This window comes from Hymenobacter sp. IS2118 (assembly GCF_000715495.1).
In the GTDB taxonomy this organism is placed as follows: domain Bacteria; phylum Bacteroidota; class Bacteroidia; order Cytophagales; family Hymenobacteraceae; genus Hymenobacter.
This window is the reverse complement of record NZ_JNLX01000027.1, coordinates 1-1192: the sequence shown is the minus strand read 5'-3', so window position 1 is coordinate 1192 and position 1192 is coordinate 1. Positions and strand designations below refer to the sequence as shown.

Annotated in this window: 1 protein-coding gene; it reads right to left on the bottom strand. The window is 70.6% G+C overall.

Features of this window, described 5'->3' with window-relative positions; translation table 11 throughout:
* Window positions 1-646, bottom strand: a 646-nt coding sequence (locus GM79_RS01300) for a DUF2064 domain-containing protein (protein WP_051718355.1), incomplete at its 3' end; no start/stop codon positions are given.
* Window positions 647-1192: the final 546 nt, after the last annotated feature.

Genomic DNA, 1192 nt, shown 5'->3' with positions numbered 1-1192 from the left:
GGGCGGCCAGCCGGGCGCCGGACCGGGCCAAGCACCGCCGGGCGGTGCGCAGCCGGTGCAGCTCGCGCCGAAGCCCCCGCGGCAAGGGCTGCCGTAGGGCCCGCACCAGCCCGGCCTCGTCGTCCACATCGGCCAGCACGGGCAGTTGGTGGGCTACCGTGCCCAATTCCCCTAGGTGCCGACGCAAAGCCGCACCCAAATGGGGGGTTTGCCAGGGCAACGCCAGCCAGGCGCCGTTTTCGAACACAGGCCGCGAGAGGCCCAGCAGGTACACGCCGCCATCGGTGGCCGGCCCCAGCACGGCGCCGGTGGCCTGTACTGCGGCAGCGGCCTGCCGCAAAGTGGCCGTGGTGAGCTGCGGACAGTCGTTGCCGATGATGAGCAGGTGCTCGTAGCCCAGGGCGAAGGTGGCGCGCACGGCCCCAACCAGCCGCGCGCCAAACGTAGCCCCTGCCTGCCGGGCAGAGTCCACGCACACGAAATCGAGCCCGGCCCGGCGGGCGGTATCCGTAGCGTGGTGAATGAGGCGGGCGGCCACCGCCACATTTTCGGCCGGGGTGCCGTGGCTCAGGAACCGCTTGCGCGCCGCCTCCTCCCCCGCCGAGCGGGTGAAGAGCAGAATAGCAATACGGGCAGTGGGCAACATAAATAAAGAGAACTGGTCCCGGCAGGAACAGCGTAAAGTAAGCCCTTACCGGGCGGCCAGGAGCGACGGGGCCGAACCGATTGTCGAAACTCCGGCCATCAACCTTACACCGTACGAGAAAGAAAACCGCATCGGTTGGCACCGGTTTTAAATTAACGCCGAAGCTACGGGAACAGCGGCCGCCTGGCAGTTGCCCTGATGACCGGGGCCAGCGCCGCAGCAGCTACGGCGCCGGGGGTTACACGGTGGGGCGGGCAGCAGCTGCGCTGGTCCCGCCGCGTTTTGTGGTCCGTCCGGACCGGTCGGGCAGTCGTGTCCCGCCCTCCGCTCCACAGCTCAAACCAACCCGGCTATCATCACCCAGCCTTATCCGGGGTGCCCACGCTACGGCCCGGCGGCCAGCAGGGAGGCCTCGTGCAGGTAGCCCTGGCGGCGGGCTGCCAGCAGCCGGGCGGTGGTGGGGCCGGCCGGCGCTTCGGGCGCCAGGGCATCGGCGGCTTCCTCCAGCAGGCGGGCCAGCCAGCGGCGGCGCCGGGCCAAGGCGGC